Here is a 17780-nt window from a genome sequence, read left to right as displayed (position 1 = left end):
TGCGGGGTATTTATAGGTAAACGGAATAAATCAGCGGGCAACAATGTATTGGTCGCCACCCGCCGTCGCTCTCTACTATGGGAATTAAATTATTCCCCTACAGAAGAGAATACTATGTTTAATCAAGACGATGCTTTTTCTTGTGCCGATGTGCTGCGGACCAGACTACCAGGCTTTCAACCCCGCGCCGCACTGATTCTGGGATCGGGACTGGGGGCGCTGGCAGACGTAATGACCGACGCCGTAACCATCGACTATACCGAATTACCAGGTTTCCCGGTGAGCGGCGTAGTGGGCCACGCAGGGCAATTGGTGGCGGGCTGGCTGGAAGGCGTGCCGGTACTGTGCATGAAAGGGCGCGGGCATTTCTATGAGGGCCGTGGCATGCAGGTGATGACCACTGCCGTGCGCACCTTCAAACTGCTGGGCTGCGAATTCCTGTTGGCGACCAATGCTGCTGGCTCACTGCGTAAATCGGTAGCTCCGGGTAGCCTGGTGGCGCTGACCGACCACATCAACTTTATGCCGGAATCCCCGCTGGTGGGGGCCAACGACGAGCGTTTTGGCCCACGCTTCTTCAGCCTGGCTAACGCCTACGATCGTGACCTGCGTGCGCAGCTGGCGGCGGTAGCGGCCAAGGCCGGTATCCCACTGGCTGAAGGGGTGTTTGCCGCCTACACCGGCCCGAACTTTGAAACCCCGGCCGAGATCCGCATGATGCAGACGCTGGGCTGCGACGTAGTGGGGATGTCGATCGTGCCAGAAGTGCTTTCGGCCCGGCACTGCGGCCTGAAGGTGCTGGTGGTCTCGGCGATGACCAACTATGCCGAAGGGTTATCCGATACGCCGCTTTCCCATGAGCAGACGCTGAGCTGCGCTGCGCTGGCGGCAGACGACTTTATGCGCCTGATCCGTGAGTTCTTCAAAACGCTGTAATTCTTATTTCCATCCGACTACCCCGCGGCAAGCCCTACCTTGCCGCGTAAATCACAACAATAGGTGATGGTAATGGCAATAAAAACACGATTGAAGGTGATGATTTTTCTCCAGTTCTTTATCTGGGGCGCCTGGTTGGTGACGTTGGGATCCTACATGATCAACACCCTGCACTTCAGCGGGGCGCAGGTAGGCATGGTGTACAGTTCGAAAGGGATCGCCGCGCTGATCATGCCAAGCCTGGCAGGGATCATTGCCGATCGCTGGATCAAGGCCAACCGTCTGTATGGCCTTTGTCATCTGCTGGGGGCGGTGGCGTTGTACTACGCCGCACAGGTCGATCAGCCGATGGTGATGTTCTGGGTCATGCTGTTCAACGCGATGGTCTATATGCCCACCATGGCGCTTTCCAACGCCATTTCTTACTTCTGTCTGGAAAAGCACGGTTTTGATACGGTCAAGGATTTCCCACCGGTGCGGGTTTATGGCACCGTGGGCTTTATTCTGGCGATGTGGTTGATCAGCTTTAGCCGCATTGAATTGAGCAATATGCAGCTGTATCTGGCTTCCGCGGTGTCGCTGCTGCTGGCGGTCTACTCCCTGACGTTGCCAAATTGCCCGACCAACAAGGTGAAACGCTCGCAAAGCTGGGTCAGCCTGTTGGGGCTGGATGCGTTCGTGCTGTTCAAGCAAAAGCGCATGGCGGTATTCTTCCTGTTTGCCATGTTGTTGGGGGCGGCGCTGCAAATCACCAATACCTTCGGCAACCCGTTCCTGCACGATTTCTCTCTTAACCCGCTGTATCAGGACAGCCTGAGCGTGCGCTATCCTTCGGTGCTGCTCTCCCTGTCGCAAATCTCTGAGGTGTTTTTCATCCTCACCATCCCGTTCTTCCTGCGTAGATACGGCATCAAGCAGGTGATGCTGATCAGCATGGCAGCCTGGACGCTGCGTTTCCTGTTCCTGGCCTATGGTACGCCTGCCGGGTTCGGCTTCCTGCTGCTCCTGCTTTCAATGATCGTTTACGGCTGCGCGTTTGATTTCTTCAATATTTCCGGTGCCATCTTTGTGGAGAAAGAGACCGACCACCGCATTCGTGCCAGCGCTCAGGGGCTGTTTATGACCATGGTTAACGGTGCAGGGGCTTACGTTGGAGCCATTGCCAGCGGCGAGGTTGTGGACTTCTTCACCCATAACGGGGTGAAAGATTGGCAGAGTATCTGGCTGGTGTTTGCCGCCTATACGCTGGTGCTGGGGGTGATTTTTGCCCTGTCTTTCAACTACCAACATCGGCCGGAAGAGATGAACGGCGAGCTACAGAAGGCGCATTAAGGTAAAACACAGGGGCTGAGTTCAGCCCCTGTGATATCAGGCAGGAAAACGCTGTTGCAGCTGTTGCCAGTCTGGTGCTCCGGATGCACCACGGCTGGCCACCACGCAGGCGGCCACGCGGTTGGCAAGATCGACGGCTTGTACCAGCGGCAGGCCAGCGGAAAGCCCGGCTAGCACACCCGCGCAGTGGGCATCCCCCGCACCGATGGTATCGACGACGTCAACCGGGTAAACGGGCACATGCTGCGGCTCATTGCGGCCATCACAGACCCAGGCACCGTCACGATCCAACCGGCAGATCAGGGTAATGTTATGCGCTGTGGCATAACGTTGCGCAGCGCTGACAGCATCACCTTCCCCACACAAGATCGCAACTTCGTCGCGGTTGAGGGTGAGCAAGGTGTGGCTGTCGCTAAGCATGGCGAAAAACTCTTCACCCAGTTGACCGACGCGTGGGCCGGGATCCAGCAGCCGCCATTGATCGAACGGCAAGCGGGTAAGCCAGTCGCGCAGTGCTTCACCAGGTTCCCCCACCAGTTCATAGCCGTTGGCATAGACCACCGTTTCCGGCGTTAGCGGTAGGGTAGCCAGCTGCGCCTTATTCCAATGGGCTTCACAACCGGTCACGGTAACAAAAGTACGTTCACCGTTGGGTTCCACCAACGCCAGGCACCACCCATTATCTAACTGGCCATGGCGTAACAGCACCGGCAAATCCAGCTCCTGCATGGCGGCTTCGATGGCCGCTCCCCAGTCTCCGTTGCCCACCGGCATACCGTTAATCACGGGGACATCCAGGCGGCGTAGTGCCCGCGCTACGTTGAAGGCACAACCGCCAATCTGACGCTCTTGCGGCTGCGCTTCGATATCTTCACCGCTGACCGGCAGCTTTGGCAGCGTGAGGACCACGTCTCCCACGGCTCCGCCTACCACCAGAATAGGTTTTACTGCGACAAATTCACTCATTGATGTCCTTTGTTGCTTGCCAGATAGAGGCCATAGGCAACCAGGCTGACCAGGAAGGAAACGAACAGCCCCAGGCTGGAATCAGCGAACAGGCCTTTTGCCAATGGGCCATCGATAAAGCCGGTTTTGGTCACCAGCAGCCCGCACAAGGCGCCGAGGAACCAGCAGAATAGTGGCACCTTACGCACGCCGCGGTTCTGGCCGTTCAGGCCGTACAGGGCATTACCGTCGTAACCATGATGACGGCGCACTTTAGCATAATCGAGAATGAAAATGGCTTCCCAGGCGGCAAGGAATACCCCGCAGAACACCAGGAAAGAGATAAATGGCCCCATAAAGTCGCCAGAGATAAACAGCACATAGATGGCGATGCCAAGGATGACCACGGCGTCAATGGAGACGGCCAGAGACTGTTTCACCTTCACGCCTAGCGTTAGCAGGTTAAGGCTGGCGGAGTAGAGACTGAGCACGGCAATAGTGACGATACCGGCGGTCGCAGCCAGCAGATAAGGGATAGCCATCCACTTTGGCAGCACCGAACCGATTAACGCAATCGGGTTGGCGGCGCTGGCCAGATCCGGCAGCTGTACCGAAAGCAGAATGCCGGTGAACATTAGCAGGATCAGGGGCAGGCAGGCACCGCCCACCACGGCGGCAAAGATGCTTTTATCTGAAGATTCTGGCCTTTGATAACGGCTGTAATCGGCCCCGGCAATGGCCCAACTGATCCCGGTACCGGCGGCGATCACCGAAACGGCGGGCAGGAAGCCGGTCAACCAACTGCCGGAAGGCAGTGACAGCACTTTGCCCCATTCGGTGGTGAAGACGATATATAGCACCACAATCAGCGTCATGGTGCCGAATATCCGGCTGAACCAGCTCTGCATCCAGACTACCGTGTTCTGGCCCAGCAGGCTGACTACGATGGTCAAGCCACCAAACAGCAACAGGCTGAAAGCGGTAAGGGAGTGGCTTTCACTCAGGCCTATGGCCTGGAACAGCGCGGCCAGGGTGAGCGTGCCGGTGATGACGTTCACTGCTTCCCAACCCATCAGGTTGATCCAACTGAAGGTGGTGGGCGCGATGTTGCCCTTCAGGCCAAAAATCACCCGCGATAAGGTCAAAGTAGAGGTGCGGCCACGTTTCCCGGCGAAGCTGGTGTAGCCTACCAAAGCAAAACTGGCTACGCCGACCAATGCGGCCAGGATTGACTGGATAAAGGACAGGCCGAACGCGACAATAATTGCCCCGTACACCACGCCGAGAATACCGATGTTGGCGGCAGACCATATCCAGAACAGCTCGAGCGGTTTACCGGTCTGCTCTGCATCCGGCACGCGATCGATCCCCGTGCTTTCTACTTTCCATGTCTCACTGCGGTTGATTTCACTCATGGTGCGATTTATTCCTGTTTGCGCAGCCTGAGGAGAGCGGCCGCGTAGGGCTCAAAATCTATTTGATTGGCGCTATTGATCGTGGCAATCCACTCCGCCGGGAAGGCGGCTATGCCGCGTAAGGCTCCGCAGATCGCCGTTGCCATGGCGCCAATGGTATCGGTATCTCCACCCAGATTGGCCGCCAGGATCGCACAACGTTGCGGATCGGTGTCTGCCAGTTCAACCAACGCTAATGCCATTGGGATCGACTCGATAGTGTCCATCCCGGCACCGACGGTATGATAAAGCTCCGCCAATGCTTCGCTATCCGGCAGATGGCCCAGGTTAGCGGTGAACTCCAGCGCCCAAACCAGACGGCGACTGAGCGAAGGGCTGAAGGTGGTGATATGTTGCTGTTGCACCTGCTCCACATGTGCAGGCAGTTCTTGCTTGATGGTGGCCCAATCCGCGCCTTCGACAGCCCGGCTAACGGCCCAGGCAATGGCAAAAGCGCCAGCCACGGCGATATCCGACTTGTGGGTCGGGCTGCAAGACAGCCTTACCGCTGTGATAAAGGCTGGCAAATCGCTACTTGGCAGCAGGCAACCTAACGGAGCTATACGCATGGCCGCTCCATTGGTCACGCCGTTAGCGGCGATCTCTGCCACCGGTGTACCGGCGCGGAACGCCAACAGCGCGGCTTTGGAGCTGGGGCCGAGGATATTTTTCTCAAAGGCTCCGATCCGTTCTGCCCACAGCATGATGTGGTGAGCAATACGTTCCGGCTCGACCCGGCCCTCGGCGGCCAAGAGCGCATCCATCAAGGCCACGGCCTGCTGGGTGTCGTCCGTGTATTCCCCGGCGATAAAGCCGTTTGCTGCAATATTTTCTGCCGGGCCAGGCAGGAAGCTGGTGATCCAACCAAAATAATCACTAACCTGTTGTAAAGGCCACAGTTCTGACGGCATCCCCATCGCATCGCCTACGGCTTGCCCATAGAGCGCCCCGAGTATGGCGTGGTGAGGATTTTTTATATTTTTCATTTATATGGGTGTTCCCTGGTGTTGGTGCTAACCGATGTAAAACATCAGTGTTGCTAATGTTAGTCGTAAAATGGATCCAATTAAAGTCCAATAGTCGAAAAATGTGACTCCAATCTAAGTCCAATGCAAGTGCGCATGGTGTAATTACCCTGAATGTGACAAATATGGTAAAAACGAGGCGGTTGAGGAATGCGAACAAATCAGAGGTGGGTCCGATGAATGATTTTATTGCCTGGCTGCGTCAGCAGCTTTCACAGGCAGCGGCGGCACCACGTTACATCCAACTGGCGAATTCCCTGGAAATTGCCATCAAGCAGCGTGTGCTGGGCGTCGGCGATTTTTTACCGCCGGAACGCGTGTTGGCTGAAGCATTGGATTTGTCACGCGTTACGGTCAGTAAGGCGATGAGGTTGCTGGAGGAACAAGCGCTGGTCTCACGCCAACAGGGCATTGGTACTCGAGTGGCCATGCACATCGGTTATTCCCTCAATCAGGATAGCGGCTTTACCGCGCAGGTTTTGCGCAGTGGCAGCAGCGTCAGCAACCAATGGCTGTTGCGTTCCTGCATAAAGGCACCCAGTGAGGTAGCCAAGGCGCTGGAGTTGGCAAGCGACAGTATCGTGGTCAAGCTACGCCGCCTGCGGTTGATGGATGGCAATCCGGTATCGTTGGAGACCACCTATATCCCGACCCGTTTTTTGCCCGATCCCGAAGAGCTGGAACACTCGCTGTATGCACTATGGAAGTCGCGAGGGATTGTGCCAGAGGGCAGGCATTTTTTATTGAAAGCGGTTGCCAGCAATGATGAAAACGCCAGCTTGCTCAATGTGCAAAGCGGCACGCCGCTGTTACGCATTGTCCAGATCAGCCGCAACGTTCAGGGCGAAGTGCTGGAGTTCAGCGAAACGCTGTGCCGCAGCGATGTGTACGAGTTTGAGGTCAAAAGCTGAGTAATCTGAGAAATAACCATGCTCTTTTGGCGGCGAGTGCGTATAATCGCCGCCCGGCGATAAATTAACCTGCACAAGAGCACCCGAATGAGCACTACCAGCCTGATCCAACCCGAACGTGAATTGTTCTCCTATGAGCCTTATTGGGCCGAATGTTTTGGCCCCGCGCCGTTTTTACCGATGTCGCGTGAGGAGATGGACCAATTAGGCTGGGATAGCTGCGATGTGATTGTGATCAGCGGGGATGCTTACGTCGATCACCCAAGCTTTGGCATGGCGATTGTGGGCCGCATGCTGGAGGCTCAGGGCTTCCGCGTGGGGATCATTGCCCAGCCGGACTGGAGCAACAAAGAAGACTTTATGCGTTTGGGCAAACCGAACCTGTTCTTTGGTGTGACCGCCGGCAATATGGATTCGATGATCAACCGCTATACCGCCGATCGTAAGCTGCGTCATGACGATGCCTACACCGCCGGTAACGTGGGTGGCAAACGCCCGGATCGCGCGACGCTGGTCTATAGCCAACGCTGTAGAGAAGCCTATAAAGATGTTCCGGTCATCCTGGGCGGTATCGAAGCCAGCCTGCGCCGTATTGCCCATTATGATTACTGGTCGGATACCGTGCGCCGTTCGGTGCTGGTGGATTCCAAGGCCGATATGCTGATCTACGGCAACGGCGAACGCCCGCTGGTGGAGTTGGCGCATCGCCTGGCGGCGGGTGAAAAAATTCAGGACATCCACGATATCCGTAACACCGCCGTGATGCGTAAAGGGGCCATGCCGGGCTGGAGCGGGGTGGATTCTACTCGCCTGGACAAACCGGGCCGCATCGAGCCAATCCCTAATCCTTACGGTGAAGATTTGCCCTGTGCCGATGGCAGCACGCCAGAGCCAGAGGCAAAACCCGTCACCGTGCGTGCCGCCAAACCCAAACCGTGGGAAAAAACCTATGTGTTGCTGCCTTCCTTTGAGAAGGTAAAGGCGGACAAGGTGCTGTATGCCCATACTTCGCGCATCCTGCACCATGAAACCAACCCGGGCTGCGCGCGTGCGTTGATGCAAAAACACGGCGACCGCTACGTGTGGATCAACCCACCGGCGATCCCGCTCACCACGCCGGAAATGGACAGCGTGTTTGCCCTGCCGTACCAGCGTGTGCCGCACCCATCCTATGGCGAAGAGCGTATCCCGGCCTACGATATGATCCGTTTCTCGGTGAACATTATGCGTGGCTGCTACGGCGGCTGTTCGTTCTGTTCAATCACCGAGCATGAAGGGCGCATTATTCAAAGCCGTTCGGAAGACTCGATCGTGCGTGAAATCGAAGAGATCCGCGACAAGGTGCCGGGCTTTACCGGGGTGATCTCCGATCTGGGTGGTCCAACGGCCAACATGTATATGTTGCGCTGTACCAACCCTCGTGCCGAGCAAACCTGCCGTCGCGCCTCCTGTGTGTATCCGGAAATCTGTACCTATATGGATACCAACCATGAGCCGACCATCAAACTTTACCGCCGCGCCCGTGAGCTGGAAGGGATCAAGAAGATCCTGATCGCCTCCGGGGTGCGTTACGATCTGGCGGTTGAAGATCCGCGCTATATCAAGGAACTGGCGACCCATCACGTGGGCGGCTATCTGAAGATCGCGCCGGAGCATACCGAAACCGGGCCATTGTCCAAGATGATGAAGCCGGGGATGGGCAGCTACGATCGCTTCAAGCAGCTGTTCGATCAGTATTCCAAACAGGCAGGTAAAGAGCAGTATCTGATCCCTTATTTCATCTCCTCGCATCCGGGTACCCGCGATGAGGACATGGTGAATCTGGCCCTGTGGCTGAAGAAAAACCGTTTCCGTCTCGATCAGGTACAGAACTTCTACCCGTCGCCAATGGCGAACTCCACCACCATGTATTACAGCGGCAAGAACCCGTTGGGTAAGGTGGGGTATAAGAGCGAAGACGTGTTTATTCCGAAGGGCGATCGCCAGCGCCGCCTGCATAAGGCATTGTTGCGCTATCACGATCCGCTCAACTGGCCGCTGATCCGCACCGCGTTGGAAGAGATGGGGATGAAGCACCTGATTGGTGGCCGTCGCGAATGCCTGGTGCCAGCACCGAGCATTGACGAGCAGCGCGAGGCCAAGCGCTTACAGCGGCATACCCGCCCGGCGTTGACCAAGCACACGGACATTACCCGCCAGCGCACGCCGTCCAACAAGCCACCGCGCAAGCCTATCCGCAACGGTAAGGCCTGATAGAGCAGGGAGCCCAAGTGGCTCCCTCTCTTTTATCCCCTCTAGGGGATATTCCATAAATTATCCCTTGGTGAGGATATTATTTTATTATCCCTTTCAGGAAAGACTCTATGGAGCTAGCTATTGCCAGGCTACAAACTGTTATACGCCGCCTCGACCTTCAGCATATAGCGCGGTGCCTGCGGTGAGGGATGGTACTGGCGCACATGCCAGTGAAAGGCCTCGGGTGACAGGTTGTTGATCATTCTGATGGCTTTTTTGCGATCGCTGGAGAAGGTACGTAGCAAGGCTCCTGCGCCGTTGGCATAGGCCACTTCAGTGGCATAGCGGCGGGTCACCGGATCGTCAATCCACTTCAGTTGCTGCTGTTGCAGCGCACCGATATAGGCTGCCCCCAGATCGATATTGGTTTCTGGATCCAACAGATCGTCATCATCCGGGCAGCCGCGTTTGCCTTTAAAGCGGTAGGCATCACAACCGGCGGTATTCGCCTTGAGCTGCATCAGGCCGATGGCGTTGGAAGGGCTGACAGCCTTGGGGTTAAAGCCGGACTCTACCTGAATAATGGCGGCGATCAGCTTTTCATCGACATCATACTCGTCGGCCGCGTCTTCGATTTCATCGTCATAGGCGTGAGGATCGTGGCTAGTACGCTGGTGCTTACTGGAACAGCCTGCCAGCACCAACAGCATTAACACCATGGTCAGGCGCGGCAAAGATGAGAAAGAGAAGGTCATGAAACTCCAAGCTGCTGTGATCGGATCGCTGCGCCATATCATAGCGCCAGTGACCGATAAGATCTTGGGTTAAAAGCCAATTAACGCGAGAGGCTGCCAACAATAAAGCAACAGGGCCGACAGTGCGACCCCGTGATGTTTACAGAGAGTCTGGATCCGGCCCCAGGCGGTTACCGATATCCAGCTTGGTGATTTCGCCCAGTTCGTCCTTATCCAGTTTGAAATCAAACACCTCAAAGTTTTCACGAATGCGCGCGGGCGTCACCGATTTCGGGATCACGATCAGGCCGCTGTCCAGATGCCAGCGCACGACGATCTGTGCTGGCGTCTTGTTGTACTTCTCCGCCAGCTTCTTGATCAGAGGTTGATCGAAGACGCCTTCACCCCCTTGCGCCAATGGGCTCCAGGATTCGGTGGCTATGTGATGAGTCGCGTTCCAGGCCCGCAGCTGGCGCTGTTGCAGCAGCGGGTGCAGTTCGATCTGGTTGATCACCGGCGCGACGCTGGTTTCATCCAACAGGCGTTGCAGATGTGGCGTGTGGAAGTTACAGACGCCGATGCTTTTCACCAGCCCTTGCTCACGCAGTTTGATCAAGCCGCGCCAGGCTTCGACATACCGATCCTGTGCCGGTTTCGGCCAGTGGATCAGGTAGAGATCGACGTAATCCAGCTTCAGCTTTTTCAGGCTGGTTTCCAGTGCTGCCTGCGGATCGCCCTGATCGTCGTTCCACAGCTTGGTGGTGATAAACAGCTCTTCACGTGGGATCGCGGTGGCTTGCAGCGCGGCACCCACCCCTTCCTCGTTTTTGTAAATCGCGGCGGTGTCGATGGAGCGATAGCCGACTTCCAGCGCCTTGGTGACGGCCTGCGTAGTTTCTTCAATGCTGGCTTGCCATACGCCGAGTCCCAACTGCGGCATCAGATTACCATCGTGGAGTTTGATGATGGGTTGCATGCGCTATCTCCTTATGACTGCTTTCAGGCCAAAGCCTGCTTACATGAATTTTAGTTCGCCACCTCAGCGCTTGCCGAGTTTGCGAGCTCAAGCGTGCATATCCAGTACGATACGATAACGGGCCTTGCCCGCTTCAAGATGCGCGATGGCATCGTTGACCTTGCTCAATGGGAAATGCTCCACCTGCGGCTCAATGCCATGCCGGGCGCAGAACGCCAGCATATCGGCCAGGCGTGAAGGGGCACCGGTAGGTGAAGCGGAAAGTTCAGCCTGTTTGCTGATAAACGAGAATACCTGAACCGGCACCGGGTCGGGGATCGCCCCAACGAAGTGCAGGCGGCCTTTCGGGGCCAAGGTGCCGATAAAGGCATCCCAATCTAAAGAGGCGCTGGCGGTGACCAGAATAAAGTCGAGCTGATTGGCGATGGCCTGTAATGCGGCGCCGTCATTGCTGGCCACCACGCGGTGTGCACCCAACGAAAGCGCTTCGTCACGTTTGCTGTTGGACGAGGTGAAGGCGGTGACTTCACAGCCCCAGGCATGCATAAAGCGGATCGCCATGTGGCCCAGGCCGCCGATACCGACCACGCCAACGCGCTGTGTCGGGCGGACAGCGTACTGCAATAGCGGGTTGAACACCGTGATCCCGCCGCAGAACAGCGGCCCGGCGCTGGTCACGTCAACGCCTTCCGGCAGTGGGATCGCCCAGGCCCAGTGGCTGCGGATGCGATCGGCAAAACCGCCGTGGCGACCAATGATGGTAGGTTGTACCTCGTTGCACAGATGCTGATCGCCAGACATACAGGGGTGGCAGTGCATACAACTGCCGCGGTTCCAGCCAACGCCCACCACCTGGCCAATCTTCAGCCCTTTGTTCTGCGCATGGGCACCGAGCTTGGTGACTTTGCCCACCACCTCATGGCCGGGCACGAACGGATAGTGGGTCATGCCCCATTCATTATTGAGCATGGAGAGGTCGGAGTGGCAGACGCCACAGTAGTCGATAGCAACTTCAATTTCTTCGTCGCCTAATGCACCGGCGTCGAAGGTAAAGGGTTCAAGCGGCTGTCCCTGGCCGGGCGCGGCCCAGGCACGAATGCTATTGTCAGATACGGAGCTGGATTGGTTCGCCATAAAATTCTCCCATGAGTTAACGAGACGATGTTATGCGATGCGATCGAAAGCGCGGACAAGGCGCACAACCGTGCCCGATGATCGGTCGGGCACGGTAAGTAGAAACTAAAGCCTAGCAGGAAACTGTGATGTTGCGATGAAATCGTGCGCCAGCAATTAGCGTGCCGCTTGATAAATGCGTTGGCTGACTTCCAGCGTAATGTCCCCATGCTCGCCCAGAGCGGTCATGCCGTGCTGGTGCAACTTGTCGAGCAGCGCAGGGATGGAGCTACCGTCGAGTTGATAATCAGACAAGCGGGTTGGCACGCCCATTTGCTCAAAGAAGGCACGGGTGGCGGCAATCGCGCCGTCGATACGGCTTTCTTCGGAACCCTCACGCAGACCCCAGACGCGATCGGCGTACTGCAGCAGTTTTTCGCGCTTCTGGGCTTTTTTCTCTACCAGCAAGGCAGGCAGGACGACGGCCAGGGTTTGCGCATGATCCAGACCGTGCATGGCGGTCAGCTCATGGCCGAGCATATGCGTTGCCCAGTCTTGCGGCACACCGGCACCGATCAGGCCGTTCAGCGCCATGGTGGCACTCCACATCACGTTGGCACGTACCGCATAGTTTTCCGGTTCGGCCAGCGCACGTGGGCCATCTTCCAGCAGCGTTAACAGCAGGCCTTCGGCAAAGCGATCCTGCACCTTGGCATCGACCGGGTAAGTCAGGTATTGCTCAATGGTGTGGACAAAGGCGTCCACTACGCCGTTGGCGATCTGGCGCGGTGGTAACGAATAAGTCACCACCGGATCGAGCACGGCGAACAGAGGCTGCACCAGCGGGGAGAAGAAGTGCTGTTTGTCGCCGCTGCTCTTACGGGTGATCACCGCGCCGCTGTTGGACTCGGAGCCGGTCGCTGGCAAGGTCAGTACGCAACCCATCGGTACTGCGCTGACGATCTCGCTGCCCACGGTTTTCAGGATATGCCAAGGATCGCGATCGGCCTGGTAGTCGGCCGCTGCCGCGATGAATTTGGTGCCATCAACCACTGAACCGCCGCCGACCGCCAGCAGGAAGTCGATCTTTTCTGCCCGCACGACTTCCACCGCTTTCATCAGGGTTTCATAGGTCGGGTTAGGCTCGATACCGGAGAACTCCTGCACGTTGCGGCCAGCCAGCGCGGCATAGACCTGATCCAGCACGCCGTTGTTCTTCACGCTGCCACCGCCGTAGGTGATCAGGATGCGGGCGTCTGCCGGGATTTGTTTGCCTAATTCGGCAATCTGGTTTTTACCGAACAGGATTTTGGTTGGGGTATGGAGGATGAAGTTTTGCATTATCGTATTCTCTTTTCGGGTCAGGGAAGCGCCAACGGCGCAAAATAACTGGGGTCTATTGTCGGCAACCTGGCACGATCGCACAATGCACATTCCTGTCGGTGTCTTGCCTATTCCTACACTACACTGTAGAAAATGCATGTTTATGGTTATTATCCGTGTCGAATTATTCAGACGACCAGAGGGGCTTGCTGATGGAGAACGTTGAACTACGTAGCCGTATGGCGCGCCAGGCGATGCGCTTTGCCACTACCAAAGGCTATAGCCCAACGCCCGTACCCATGGTGAAGGTGCTGTATTCCGACGAATATTACCCGCGTCAGCCGGTGATGTATGAGCCAGGCATTGTCATCATCTTTCAGGGTCATAAGGTGGGCTACTGTGGCAGCAAGGTGTTTCAGTACGATCCGCGCAATTACCTGCTGATGACGGTGTCGCTGCCGTTTGAGTGTGAAACCTTTGCCAGCCCGGAACAGCCGCTGGTGGGGCTGGCGGTCAATATCGACACCCAGATGCTTCAGGATCTGCTGATCGATATCGGTGATGACGATTACCTGATGCAGCCTAGGGGTGAAAGCTGCGGCGTTAACCTCTCGGTGCTTAGCGATGAAATGCTGTGCGCCACCGAACGTCTGTTGGACGTGATGGAGAAACCGTTGGATGCGCGGGTGCTGGGGCCACAAATCGTGCGTGAGCTGCTTTATTACGTGCTGCGTGGCAGCTGCGGTGCTTCGTTGCAGGAGCTGGTTAACCGGCATACCCATTTCAGCCAGATCGCCAAGGCGTTACGGCGGATTGAGAACCAGTATGCCGAGAACCTCAACGTCGAACAGTTGGCGTATGAAGTGAACATGAGCGTGTCGGCGTTTCACCATAACTTTAAGGCGGTGACCAACACCTCGCCGCTGCAATATGTGAAGTCGTATCGTCTGCACAAGGCGCGTTTGCTGATGCTGCATGACGGTCTTAAGGCCAGCACGGCGGCGATCCGCGTGGGCTACGAGAGCGCTTCGCAGTTCAGCCGCGAGTTTAAGCGGCTGTTTGGCATTACGCCGAGCGATGAAATCGCCCGGCTGCGGGACAATAGCGCCATCATGCAGGGTTAGCGCGTCAGGACGATTTTGCCGAACGGACCGCGATCTAGGTGATCGAGCGCCGCGTGTAGCTGATCGAAACGGTAACGCTGGTCGATGACGGGCTTGATGCCGTTGGCGTCGACGGCGCGAACCAGATCTTCCAATGCGCGGCGATGGCCGACGGCAATCCCCTGGATCTGTGGCGACTTCAGCAACAGCAGGCCTGCGGGGATGGCGATCTCCGCGCCTTCCAGCATGCCGATCACGGAAATACGCCCGTGGATCGCCACCGCACGTAGGGAGTTGAGCAGATTGCTGCCACCCACGGTTTCGACAATATGATCGATACCGCGATCCTGCGTCAGTTGATAGATCGACTCCACCCAATCCCCTTGCAGGCGATGAATGCCGTGATCGGCCCCTAACGCCTTGGCACGTAGCAGTTTCTCTTCGCTGCCGGAGGTGATAAAGACCTGCGCTCCGTGGGCTTTGGCAATCTGTAGCGCGAACAGGGCAACACCACCGGTGCCTTGCACCAATACCGATTCACCAGCACGCAAATGGCCGCGTTCTACCAAGGCGAACCAGGCCGTCAGCCCGGCGCAGGGCAGGGTACTGGCTTGGGCATCGTCTAATGTAGTAGGTGACGCACTCAGCCAGCTCTCATCAACCACCACGTATTCCGCCAGCATCCCTTGATAAGTACCGCCTGATGCACGATAAGGCGGAGTGCGGGCATCACCGTCAGGTTTTCCGTCGATCCAGTCTGGGCTAAAGGTAGAGATCACCCGATCGCCAGGGCGAAAACGCGTGCTGCCGCTTCCCACCGCGTCTACCACGCCAGCCATATCCGAGGCAGGGGTAAACGGCAGCGGCAGATCCAACGGCATGGTGCCTTCTATCACCATCTTATCGCGGTAGTTCAGCGCCACGGCGTTCATCGTCCAACGTTGCATGGTATCGGCCATGTGGTGCTCCTGATGGGTTGAAGATATTCACAGATAATAACGTTGATTTAAAATCACCAGTGGCGATAATTTTTCCCAAGATTGTGTTCTGAAAGGCTACAAAGAATAAGATTGAATACTTTGGTATAACTCACGGTTTAGCTTAATTTCTAAGTAACTCTTATCAGAAATATGCCTATTGCTTGTTTCTCAATGAGCTACGTCGAATTATCGATACCCTTTGAACGCGAAAGCATTTTTCCGTATTCATGCACTAATTGTATAGTAGATTTATATTAATTGAAGGGGTTTATTGATTACTTATATAATTGCAGTGTGACTATGTGGCTAAATGGGAAAAAATCAGCGTGTAATTGGTATAGTATTACTTAAAAAAACAAACGGTTTTATGTGATGATATTAAAGTTATAGGTTTGTGTTTTTTATTTTTTAATCTCAAGGAGATCGCGTTGACATGGATAATCTGAGTGGGCTAATAGCATTTGTTCGTGCAGCCGAAAATAATAGTTTCACTTTAGCTGGTAGAACATTAGGTATATCACCTTCTGCAGTGGGTAAGAGCGTTAGTCGATTGGAGGAACGCATTGGGGTGCGTCTTTTCCACCGAAGCACAAGACAGATTAGTTTGACCAGTGAGGGCTTGGACTTCTTCGGTCGTTGCCGTTCTCTGTTACAACAATTAGAGGATGCTGAAGCCGCTTTGGCTAATTCGAAGGCCCGCCCTAAAGGTGTGTTACGTGTAAGCCTACCAGCAGTGGGATATCGTCTAATAACCGGAAGCATGCGTGAGTTTTGCAGTCGCTATCCAGAAATAGAACTCGATCTGGATTTTAGTGACCGAATGGTTGATGTAGTGGATGAAGGGTTCGATGTGGTCATTCGTAGTGGAACATTACCGGATTCTAGTCTAGTAGCTAAGAAAATCGGTACTTTCAAATTCGTTCTATGTGCAGCACCAGAGTATTTATGTATATATGGCACAGCTCAAAACTTGCAAGATCTGAACAGTCATAAGGGTATTGCTTATAAACTTCCCTCGAGTGGAAAGCTTCAACCTTGGATCCTCGAATCGAATGGTGAGCGAGTTCGGGTCAATCTGGAGTCAGCAATGGTCATGAATAGTGTTGACGCGGTGTTAGCCGCCTGTCGTAATGCCATGGGGCTGGCTTATCTACCTGACTTTGTGATCCAAGAATACTTAGACAGTACTGAATTGATGCTAGTCATTCCGGAACTTAGCCTCGCTGGCAACTTTTGGGTCGTTTGGTCTCCTAGTCGGTTACTGTCACCGAAGACGCGCGCTTTTATCGATTTTCTAGGGGAAAACGGTTTGATGAGCAACGCCAACTGAGTCTGGTCTGCAGGCGTTGCTACAGTATCAAGAAGCGATTAGCAGTTTCTTATAACGTGAGGAATATCGTATTGCTTCGACGATCTTGAGCCTGATCGGAACCTTGTAGTTGTCCATATGCTCACGGCAGAATTGTCGTATGGCACGGAGAACGTCGTTTGAGGTTTCGCCGTAATCAGCGTCTAGCACCACCTCGGCGGCAACGAACTGTCCTGTCAACCCGTTTTGTTCACCATAGGCCTTACAGTCCTTCACTTGGGGATGTTGCATTAGTACCGACTCGACCTCAGCGGGATAAACCTTCTCACCACCGACGTTGATAATTTCCTTACTCCTGCCAAGTATCTTTAGGTAGCCATCCGCATTGATTTCGACCAGATCTCCGGTCTTGAACCAGCCATCTTTGGTGAAGTTATCCATACTGTAGTTCAGATAGCCCATAATCTGTGTGCCGCTGCGCAACCACAACTCACCGTCAACGATCCGGTATTCCGTATCACCTTCTTGAAAGCGCATAAACAGGCTATCGGATGACAGGGAGTCGGTGTTCATGATACCGGTTTCACTAGTGCCGAAAGTTTGCAGGAACTTGACATGGGGCAGGTATGCACGAAGAGTGACGAGCAGACTTTCCGGCATAGGCTCAGTCCCATAGGTGATCATACGCAGCGCACCAAGATCGTAATGGATGAATACATTACTGATGAGCATCAGGTTAAGGAAGGTCGGTGATGTCGGCAGGACTGTGATGCGATATTTTTCAATGAGACTAGCAACAACATCCGGGCTCTTGATTCTGGCGATGGTTGCAGTCCCACCTATCGAGAGAATATTGAGCAGGGTATTGATCCCGCCAATATGGTCGAAAAGTAAGAATAAGAAGATACTCAGACGGCGTGGGCGCTTATGTTGGTAGCTTTCTACTAGACGGCTCAGGTCATGAAGCATCGCTTTAGGTTCGCTCGTGGTTCCACTGCTGAATAAAATCAGGCCAGCATGCCCGCAGGCTTTAAGCGATTCCATCAATGGGTTTTCCTGTGTGCTCATTGGGTAACGTATAATCTGAGCCGTCTCAGTATCAATCAGGTATTGTGCCTGCGCCACGGCGATCTTGTTTGCCATTTCCTGTTCGTTGGCCGCAGTGTTCAGTGCAATTACGTTGTCGTTTTGATACAGGGCAAGGAATAAGGCTATGCTGGAGAGTGAAAAATCTCCTTGGATGAACACCGTGCTATGCTGTGCCACTTCATTCTCCTTCAGATAGTTTAGTTGACGTAGGACTTCCTTCTTGAGATCTGCATAGCTATAAGTATGTGTTTCGGTATTTAGGAATGGATTGTTCGTAAAAACGTCAAGATTGGCAATCAATGGTTTGATATTCAT

Annotated in this window: 15 protein-coding genes; 6 read left to right on the top strand and 9 right to left on the bottom strand. The window is 55.0% G+C overall.

Annotation, left to right across the window (positions count from 1 at the left end):
• The first annotated feature begins 114 nt into the window (after window positions 1-114).
• Together xapA and KGP21_RS24725 are read left to right on the top strand one after the other, a co-directional pair.
• On the top strand, window positions 115-936 hold the full coding sequence (gene xapA / locus KGP21_RS24730) for a xanthosine phosphorylase (RefSeq protein ID WP_024529143.1): 822 nt from the start codon (window positions 115-117) through the stop codon (window positions 934-936).
• A gap of 72 nt (window positions 937-1008) precedes the next feature.
• On the top strand, window positions 1009-2268 hold the full coding sequence (locus tag KGP21_RS24725) for a nucleoside permease (RefSeq protein WP_059201831.1): 1260 nt from the start codon (window positions 1009-1011) through the stop codon (window positions 2266-2268).
• Between the two features lie 36 nt (window positions 2269-2304).
• Here KGP21_RS24725 and KGP21_RS24720 read toward each other — a convergent pair whose 3' ends face one another.
• From KGP21_RS24720 to KGP21_RS24710, 3 genes are read right to left on the bottom strand one after another with little or no spacing between them, the layout of a single operon-like run.
• Entirely contained in the window at window positions 2305-3234 is a 930-nt protein-coding gene (locus KGP21_RS24720; RefSeq protein ID WP_179251953.1) for a PfkB family carbohydrate kinase, read from the bottom strand.
• Window positions 3231-4628 carry a cytosine permease gene (locus tag KGP21_RS24715; protein ID WP_223536413.1) on the bottom strand — a complete coding sequence of 466 codons (1398 nt, stop codon included), beginning with the start codon at window positions 4626-4628 and terminating at the stop codon, window positions 3231-3233. Before KGP21_RS24715 ends, KGP21_RS24720 begins: the two co-directional genes overlap by 4 nt.
• Window positions 4629-4636: 8 nt before the next feature.
• Window positions 4637-5653, bottom strand: coding sequence for an ADP-ribosylglycohydrolase family protein (locus KGP21_RS24710; protein ID WP_179251952.1), 1017 nt, complete (start codon window positions 5651-5653; stop codon window positions 4637-4639).
• A gap of 215 nt (window positions 5654-5868) precedes the next feature.
• Between KGP21_RS24710 and KGP21_RS24705 the strand changes: the two genes are divergently transcribed.
• On the top strand, window positions 5869-6603 hold the full coding sequence (locus tag KGP21_RS24705) for a GntR family transcriptional regulator (protein ID WP_021179530.1): 735 nt from the start codon (window positions 5869-5871) through the stop codon (window positions 6601-6603).
• A gap of 87 nt (window positions 6604-6690) precedes the next feature.
• Window positions 6691-8856 (top strand): YgiQ family radical SAM protein, encoded by a 2166-nt coding sequence (locus KGP21_RS24700; RefSeq protein ID WP_021179531.1) that lies wholly within the window; start codon window positions 6691-6693, stop codon window positions 8854-8856.
• A gap of 131 nt (window positions 8857-8987) precedes the next feature.
• Here KGP21_RS24700 and KGP21_RS24695 read toward each other — a convergent pair whose 3' ends face one another.
• From KGP21_RS24695 to yqhD, 4 genes are all read right to left on the bottom strand, one after another.
• Window positions 8988-9593 carry a transglycosylase SLT domain-containing protein gene (locus KGP21_RS24695; protein WP_021806846.1) on the bottom strand — a complete coding sequence of 202 codons (606 nt, stop codon included), beginning with the start codon at window positions 9591-9593 and terminating at the stop codon, window positions 8988-8990.
• A gap of 139 nt (window positions 9594-9732) precedes the next feature.
• On the bottom strand, window positions 9733-10548 hold the full coding sequence (gene dkgA / locus KGP21_RS24690; protein ID WP_021806845.1) for a 2,5-didehydrogluconate reductase DkgA: 816 nt from the start codon (window positions 10546-10548) through the stop codon (window positions 9733-9735).
• Between the two features lie 87 nt (window positions 10549-10635).
• On the bottom strand, window positions 10636-11682 hold the full coding sequence (locus KGP21_RS24685; RefSeq protein ID WP_223536411.1) for an NAD(P)-dependent alcohol dehydrogenase: 1047 nt from the start codon (window positions 11680-11682) through the stop codon (window positions 10636-10638).
• Window positions 11683-11838: 156 nt separating this feature from the next.
• Window positions 11839-13002 carry an alcohol dehydrogenase gene (gene yqhD, locus KGP21_RS24680; protein ID WP_094983147.1) on the bottom strand — a complete coding sequence of 388 codons (1164 nt, stop codon included), beginning with the start codon at window positions 13000-13002 and terminating at the stop codon, window positions 11839-11841.
• 221 nt (window positions 13003-13223) lie between these two features.
• On the opposite strand from yqhD, the gene KGP21_RS24675 reads away from it, so the two are divergent.
• Window positions 13224-14108: an AraC family transcriptional regulator gene (locus KGP21_RS24675; RefSeq protein WP_223538546.1), complete on the top strand. Its 885-nt coding sequence runs from the start codon at window positions 13224-13226 to the stop codon at window positions 14106-14108.
• On the opposite strand, the gene KGP21_RS24670 is transcribed toward KGP21_RS24675, so the two are convergent.
• Window positions 14105-15046, bottom strand: a complete 942-nt coding sequence (locus tag KGP21_RS24670) for an NAD(P)-dependent alcohol dehydrogenase (protein WP_223536409.1) — start codon at window positions 15044-15046, stop codon at window positions 14105-14107. The genes KGP21_RS24675 and KGP21_RS24670 overlap by 4 nt on opposite strands.
• A gap of 454 nt (window positions 15047-15500) precedes the next feature.
• Between KGP21_RS24670 and KGP21_RS24665 the strand changes: the two genes are divergently transcribed.
• Window positions 15501-16397, top strand: coding sequence for a LysR substrate-binding domain-containing protein (locus KGP21_RS24665; protein ID WP_059201823.1), 897 nt, complete (start codon window positions 15501-15503; stop codon window positions 16395-16397).
• Between the two features lie 27 nt (window positions 16398-16424).
• On the opposite strand, the gene KGP21_RS24660 is transcribed toward KGP21_RS24665, so the two are convergent.
• Window positions 16425-17780 (bottom strand): fatty acid--CoA ligase family protein, encoded by a 1356-nt coding sequence (locus KGP21_RS24660; RefSeq protein WP_223536407.1) that lies wholly within the window; start codon window positions 17778-17780, stop codon window positions 16425-16427.

The organism is Serratia sp. JSRIV004, assembly GCF_019968705.1.
GTDB classification, from domain to species: domain Bacteria; phylum Pseudomonadota; class Gammaproteobacteria; order Enterobacterales; family Enterobacteriaceae; genus Chania; species Chania fonticola_B.
The sequence above is the reverse complement of the archived record's forward strand: the minus strand, read 5'-3'. Positions and strand labels throughout refer to the sequence as shown.

Excerpts from the sequence above, each read along its gene's own strand:
- xapA (WP_024529143.1), top strand. The coding sequence starts at position 115 with ATGTTTAATCAAGACGATGCTTTTTCTTGTGCCGATGTGCTGCGGACC.
- KGP21_RS24725 (WP_059201831.1), top strand. The coding sequence starts at position 1,009 with ATGGCAATAAAAACACGATTGAAGGTGATGATTTTTCTCCAGTTCTTT.
- KGP21_RS24720 (WP_179251953.1), bottom strand. The coding sequence starts at position 3,234 with ATGAGTGAATTTGTCGCAGTAAAACCTATTCTGGTGGTAGGCGGAGCC.
- KGP21_RS24715 (WP_223536413.1), bottom strand. The coding sequence starts at position 4,628 with ATGAGTGAAATCAACCGCAGTGAGACATGGAAAGTAGAAAGCACGGGG.
- KGP21_RS24710 (WP_179251952.1), bottom strand. The coding sequence starts at position 5,653 with ATGAAAAATATAAAAAATCCTCACCACGCCATACTCGGGGCGCTCTAT.
- KGP21_RS24705 (WP_021179530.1), top strand. The coding sequence starts at position 5,869 with ATGAATGATTTTATTGCCTGGCTGCGTCAGCAGCTTTCACAGGCAGCG.
- KGP21_RS24700 (WP_021179531.1), top strand. The coding sequence starts at position 6,691 with ATGAGCACTACCAGCCTGATCCAACCCGAACGTGAATTGTTCTCCTAT.
- KGP21_RS24695 (WP_021806846.1), bottom strand. The coding sequence starts at position 9,593 with ATGACCTTCTCTTTCTCATCTTTGCCGCGCCTGACCATGGTGTTAATG.
- dkgA (WP_021806845.1), bottom strand. The coding sequence starts at position 10,548 with ATGCAACCCATCATCAAACTCCACGATGGTAATCTGATGCCGCAGTTG.
- KGP21_RS24685 (WP_223536411.1), bottom strand. The coding sequence starts at position 11,682 with ATGGCGAACCAATCCAGCTCCGTATCTGACAATAGCATTCGTGCCTGG.
- yqhD (WP_094983147.1), bottom strand. The coding sequence starts at position 13,002 with ATGCAAAACTTCATCCTCCATACCCCAACCAAAATCCTGTTCGGTAAA.
- KGP21_RS24675 (WP_223538546.1), top strand. The coding sequence starts at position 13,224 with ATGGCGCGCCAGGCGATGCGCTTTGCCACTACCAAAGGCTATAGCCCA.
- KGP21_RS24670 (WP_223536409.1), bottom strand. The coding sequence starts at position 15,046 with ATGGCCGATACCATGCAACGTTGGACGATGAACGCCGTGGCGCTGAAC.
- KGP21_RS24665 (WP_059201823.1), top strand. The coding sequence starts at position 15,501 with ATGGATAATCTGAGTGGGCTAATAGCATTTGTTCGTGCAGCCGAAAAT.
- KGP21_RS24660 (WP_223536407.1), bottom strand. The coding sequence starts at position 17,780 with ATGAATATCAAACCATTGATTGCCAATCTTGACGTTTTTACGAACAAT.